Origin of the sequence: Micromonospora sp. NPDC051296 (assembly GCF_040682255.1) — a bacterium.
In the GTDB taxonomy this organism is placed as follows: Bacteria; Actinomycetota; Actinomycetes; order Mycobacteriales; family Micromonosporaceae; genus Micromonospora; species Micromonospora craterilacus.
Map to the genome: position 1 here is coordinate 1 of NZ_JBFBAO010000423.1, position 5,523 is coordinate 5,523.

The window sequence follows — 5,523 nt, forward strand, 5'->3', positions numbered from 1 at the left end:
ACGCCGCACCACCCGCACCGCGCACGGCCGCGCCCAGCACCACCCGCGCGCCCCGCACCACCCACGGCCACGCCGCACCACCCGCACCGCCGCACTCCCCCGCGCCCCGCGCAACCCGCGCCCCCCGCACCGCCGCACCACCCACGGCCACACGCCGCACCACCCGCACCGCACTCCCCCGCGGCCCCGCCGCCCCGCGTCCCGCGTCCCGCGTCCCGCGTCCCGCGCCCCGCGCCCCGCGCCCCGCATGATCGTGCTCGATCAATCGATCGAATGGCCTCATTTCGATTCCGACACCACTCGATCTCTGAAGTGGAGCGTGTCGCGCAGGCGCGGATGGGTGATCCGGACGACGCACACGACAACCCGGTCCAGATCTTGGACAGTTTCCGTTAATTGAAAACGGAAAGTGTCCAAGATCTCGGGCCCGCATCTCACATTATGGAACCGCGACGCTCGGGGTGAGAACTGACAGGGGTGAACACATGGATGACGGAACGTTCACCGACACCTGGGACGACACCATTGAACCAGCAGCAGCAATTTTCTATAAGATAGATATATGTCATTAAATGCCAGTACTCGCCGGCCTCCCGATCGGCAACAGGAACGGACGCGCGCGGGGCCGGCATCCAGCGCACCGATGCGGCAGCCACTCGAACCGACCAGCAGCCAAGCGAACCGACCAGCAGCCAAGCGAACCGACCAGCAGCCAAGCGAACCGACCGGCGGCCAAGCGAACCGGCCGGCAGCCACGAGAGCTGACCGGCTGCTATTTGAGCTGGCCGGCGGTGAGGCCGGACTGCACCTGGCGCTGGAAGGCTACGTACACCAGCAGGACCGGCACCACCGCGATGGTGAGGCCCGCGAAGAGCTGCGCGTAGTCGCCGGCGTAGCCCTGGTTGACCGAGAGCGCGGCCAGCCCCTGGGCGAGCACCCATTTGGACTCGTCGCCCTGCATCAGCACCTGGGGCAGCAGGAACTGGTTCCAGTGGTTGAGGAAGTTGAAGATGGCCAGGCTGATCATTCCCGGTCTTGCCATCGGCAGCATCACCCGGAAGAAGAGCCGGAAATGGCCGCACCCGTCGACCAGCGCGGCCTCCGCGACCGAGGTGGGCAGGGTGCGGAAGAACGCGGTCAGGAAGAACACCGTGAACGGTAGTGAATACGCGGCGTAGACCAGGATCAGGCCGGTCCAGGTGTTGAACAGCCCGGCGTTGCGGACCACGAAGAACAGCGGCACCAGGGCCAGGAAGACCGGGAACATCAGGCCGCCGACGAACAGGTAGTAGAGCACCTGCCGGCCGCGGAACTCGTAGCGGGCGAAGACGTACGCGGCGGTGGCGCCGGTCAGCATGGTCAGCGTGACCGACCCGGTCACCACCACCAGGCTGTTGAGGAAGTACCGGCCGATGTGCGCGCCGGTCCAGGCCCGCGCCCAGTTGTCGAGGCGCAGCGCGCCGGGCAGCCCCCACGGGTCGGCCAGGATCTCGGCGTTGCTCTTGAACGAGCTGATCACCATCCACAGCAACGGCAGCACGGTCACCGCGCCCCAGAACAGCAGGAAGCCGTGCGACAGCACGTTGACCACGCCCAGCTCGCGGCGGACCGGGCGGTCGGCGCGGGTGGTGGCGGGCGCGGCCGGTGCCGGGGCGGCGGGATTGTCCAGTGTGGTCACGAGTACTCAATCCTGTCGCGTCTGCCCATCCGCAGCGCCAGCACCGCCACCGAGAGGGTGAGGAAGAACATCACCACGCCGATCGCCGAGGCGTACCCGAACTTGGTCTCGCTGCCGAACGCGGTGTCGTACATCCGGACGCCGATGACGTCGGTGGAGAAGTTCGGCCCGCCGTTGGTCATCAGCTGGACGAGGATGAAGCCGTCGAGGGCGAAGATGGCCAGGTACACCCAGGCGACCTGCACGGTGTCCCACAGCAGCGGGATGGTCACCCTCCACAGGGTGGTGAGCCGGTCGGCGCCGTCGAGCATGACGGCCTCGTAGATCTCCTTCGGCACGGCGGACATGGCCGCGCCGAAGAGCACCACGTAGAAGCCGACGTTGCTCCAGATCATCACCGCAAGTACGCACCAGAAGGCGGTGCGGGGGTCGCCCAGCCAGGTCGGCGCGGCCAGCCCCACGGCGTTCATGGCGCTGGTGAGCAACCCCTTGCTCGGGTGGTAGACCTCCTTCCAGAGCAGGGCGATGATGACCACCGAGAGCACCTGCGGAAAGAAGTAGACCGTCCGGTAGACGGCACTGCCGCGGACCCCGGTCACCCCGGCCCGGCCCTTGCGACCGCCCATGTTGAGCATGGTGGCAAAGAACAGGCCGAGCACGATCGTCAGCACCGGCACCAGGGCGAGCAGGATCGCGTTGTTCTTCAGCGCGTTCCACACGTAGTCGTCGCGCCACAGGGCCTTGAAGTTGGCCAGCCCGACCGGGTCGGCCTCGGCGGAGTAGCCGAGCCAGTCGGTGGTGGAGATCTGGAAGGCCTGCAGGTACGGCGAGACCACGAAGACGACGTAGAGCAGCAGCGGCGGCACCAGGAAGGTGGCGATCAACGGGTACTTGCCGTGTTTCACGACGGATCCTCAGGTCAGTCGGCCCGCTTGTACTTGGTGATCGAGCTGTCCTGGGCGATCGAGTCGGCACCCTTCTGGCACTGGTCGAGGAATTCCGCCGGGCCGATCCGCCCGCTGAAGAACTCGCCGCAGGCGGCGTCGACGAGGTTGCGCTCCAGCTTGCGGTAGTAGTTGTTGTAGACCCAGTTGAAGCCGTTGGTGCCGGACGCGTCCAGCGCCTTGACCACCGTACCGAGGCCGAACGGCAGCTCCACGCCGTCGGTGGCGCCGGCCACCACGGTCAGGCTTGCGACCTTGCGGGTGAAGTCCTGGGCACCCTGGCGGGACAGCATCACCCGGAAGTATTCCAAGCCACCGGCGACGTTCTTCGCCTTCGCCGGCACCATGAACGGCTCCCCGGCGGTGCCGCGGATCGCCTCGTACGGCAGCTTGTCGCCGGCGCCCAGGCTCGGCGTCGGCTGCACGGTCATGTCGAAGCCGTTCGGGGTGACGTCGGCCTGCTCGCTCTCCAGCCAGGACCCACAGGAGATGAAGGCGGCCTTGCCCTGGCACCAGGCGGTCTGCGACTGCTTGTGGTCGAGGCCGGGCGAGCCCTCCAGGATGTAGCGGTCCTTGACGATCTGGTGCCAGGCGTCGGCCGCCATCCGCATCGCGTCGGAACGCCAGGCGTTCGGCTCCAGGTTGTCGATGGCGGTGGCGACCTGCGGCCCGCCGAACTTGATCGCCGTCGAGATCACCGGCCAGCTCATGTAGCGGGGGTGGATCCCGGCGTACGTCCAGGGGGCGATGCCGGCGGCCTTGATCTGCTTGCACAGCGCGATGTGCTCGTCCCAGGTCTTCGCGTACGCCCAGCCCCGGTCGGCGAAGATCTTGGTGGAGTGCCAGATGCCGTAGACGGTGTAGGTGTAGTTCATCACCAGGAACTTCCCGTCGTACGAGCCGACCTCGACCGCGCCCGGCAGCAGGGTCTCCCGCACCGTCTTGCCGGGGATGTCGAGGCTCGGCGCGTCGAGCAGCTCACCCAGGTCGGCGAGGGCGTTCTGGGAGACCAGACCGTTGAAGTCGATCTGGCCGGCGCCGGAGTTGTTGACCACATCGGGCGGGGTGCCGTCGACGAAGCGGGGCTGGAGCGTCTTGCTGATCTCCTGGGTCGCCGAGTGGTCGATCTTCGCCTTCGGGTACCGGTCGGTGTACATCGCCTGGTGCGCCTTGGCGTACTCCTCACCGAACCCGCCGTTGAAGATCACCACCTCCAGCGGCGCGTCCTCGGCGACCCCGAGCGGGTTCTGCGCGCTCTTGGTGCCCCGGTAGCTGTCGCCGCCGTCGTCGCCACCGCCGCCGGTGGCGCAGCCGGCGAGCAGCCCGGCGGCGGGGGTGGCCAGCAGGCCGGCGGCGGCGGTCCGCCGCAGGATGTCACGCCTGTTCATGCTCTCTCCTCGGGTCCGGTCTGCGGCGGACGCCGCCTGGGGGTGGCGGCCGCCGGTCGAGGCGCAGGGGAAGTTTGTCTTCAATTCACAATCGCTTGCTGAAGAATTTCTACGGCAGCGGGGCGTCGACTTCAAGCCCCGGGGCCCGAACCGTTATCACCCCGGTCACCGCCACGGCTGGCATACCCTCGGACCATGCGCCGCCTGGCCCGACTCGCCGCACGGACGTCGGCCGACCGCGAGCGCTACCTCGACCTGCTGCGCGGGCTGGCGATCATCCTGGTCGTCCTCGGCCACTGGACGATCGCCACCATCTACTACAACCGGCACGGTCAGCCGGACGGCCACTCGGCCCTGCCCACGATCCCCTGGGCCTACCCGCTGACCTGGGCCGTCCAGGTCATGCCCGTGTTCTTCCTGGTCGGCGGGTACGCCAACGCCGCCTCGCTCGCGGCGCACCGCGCCCGCGGCAGCGACGCGACCGACTGGCTGCTCGGCCGCAGCGCCCGGCTGCTGCGCCCGACCACCGCGCTGGTGCTGGTGCTCGCCGGCGGCTCGCTGATCGCCCGACTCGCCGGCGTCGAGGCGAGTCTGATCCGTACCGTCGTCTGGTTCGCCACCATCCCGCTGTGGTTCCTCGCCGCCTACTTCGCGGTGGTGCCGCTGACCCCGCTGATGTACGCGCTGCACCGCCGCTTCGGGCTGATGGTGCCGGCGGCCCTGGCGCTCCTGGTGGCCGTCGGCGACCTGGGTCGCGCGCTCGGGCCCGCCGGGGTGGCTCTGCCCAGTTACCTGTTCGGCTGGCTCGCCATCCACCAGCTCGGCTTCGCCTGGTACGACGCCCGCCGGGGCCACTGCCGACCGGACACCCCCCGGGCCGGCGCGGGCACCAACCCCCGCACCGGCGGACACGCCGGGATCCGGACCCGGTGCCTGTCCATGTCGCGCCGGGCCGCGCTGACGATGATCGCCGGCGGGCTCGCCGTCGCGGCGCTGCTCACCGGCCCCGGCCCCTACCCGGTCAACATGATCAGCCTGCCCGGCGAGCGGCTGGCCAACGCCGCCCCGCCGAGCGTGGCGCTGCTCGCGGTGGCCACCGCCCAACTCGGGGTGATCCTGCTACTACGCGAGCGGGCGGAGCGCTGGCTGCACCGCAGCCGCCCCTGGCAGGCGGTGATCGCCGTCAACTCGGTGGTGCTCACCGTCTTCCTGTGGCACCTGAGCGCGGTGGTGCTGCTGGTGGGCGCGCTGTACGGGCTCGGCGTGCTGCCCACCCCAGCGGCCGGCTCGGCGGCCTGGTTCGCCTGGCGGCTGCCCTGGGTGCTGATGCTGGCCGTGGTGCTCGCCGGGCTGGTCGCGATCTTCGGCGGGATCGAGGCCCGCATGGGCCGGTCCACCGCGAACCGTCCGACGAGCGGGAGCGGCGAGGCCGGCCGCCCGCGGGGAGACGGGCGGGCGGGCGGGCGGGGGGGGGACCCCCCCCCCGAGCGGTCCCGGGCCCGGGTAGCCCCCC

4 protein-coding genes are annotated in these 5,523 nt (G+C 69.7%); 1 reads left to right on the forward strand and 3 read right to left on the reverse strand.

The window, feature by feature from the left end:
• Positions 1-772: 772 nt before the first annotated feature.
• The 3 genes from AB0M52_RS29775 to ngcE are packed head-to-tail and all read right to left on the reverse strand — an operon-like array spanning position 773 to position 4,010.
• On the reverse strand, positions 773-1,678 hold the full coding sequence (locus AB0M52_RS29775; RefSeq protein ID WP_363960634.1) for a carbohydrate ABC transporter permease: 906 nt from the start codon (positions 1,676-1,678) through the stop codon (positions 773-775).
• The gene (locus AB0M52_RS29780) at positions 1,675-2,583 is read right to left on the reverse strand and encodes a sugar ABC transporter permease (RefSeq protein ID WP_363960636.1); all 909 of its coding nucleotides are present in this window, start codon (positions 2,581-2,583) and stop codon (positions 1,675-1,677) included. Before AB0M52_RS29780 ends, AB0M52_RS29775 begins: the two co-directional genes overlap by 4 nt.
• A 14-nt stretch (positions 2,584-2,597) precedes the next feature.
• The gene (gene ngcE / locus AB0M52_RS29785; RefSeq protein WP_363960638.1) at positions 2,598-4,010 is read right to left on the reverse strand and encodes an N-acetylglucosamine/diacetylchitobiose ABC transporter substrate-binding protein; all 1,413 of its coding nucleotides are present in this window, start codon (positions 4,008-4,010) and stop codon (positions 2,598-2,600) included.
• A 195-nt stretch (positions 4,011-4,205) separates the two neighbouring features.
• On the opposite strand from ngcE, the gene AB0M52_RS29790 reads away from it, so the two are divergent.
• The coding region (locus AB0M52_RS29790; RefSeq protein WP_363960640.1) for an acyltransferase at positions 4,206-5,523 on the forward strand (1,318 nt) is incomplete at its 3' end.

Coding starts and splice junctions, on each gene's coding strand:
- ngcE (WP_363960638.1), bottom strand. CDS start 4,010: ATGAACAGGCGTGACATCCTGCGGCGGACCGCCGCCGCCGGCCTGCTG.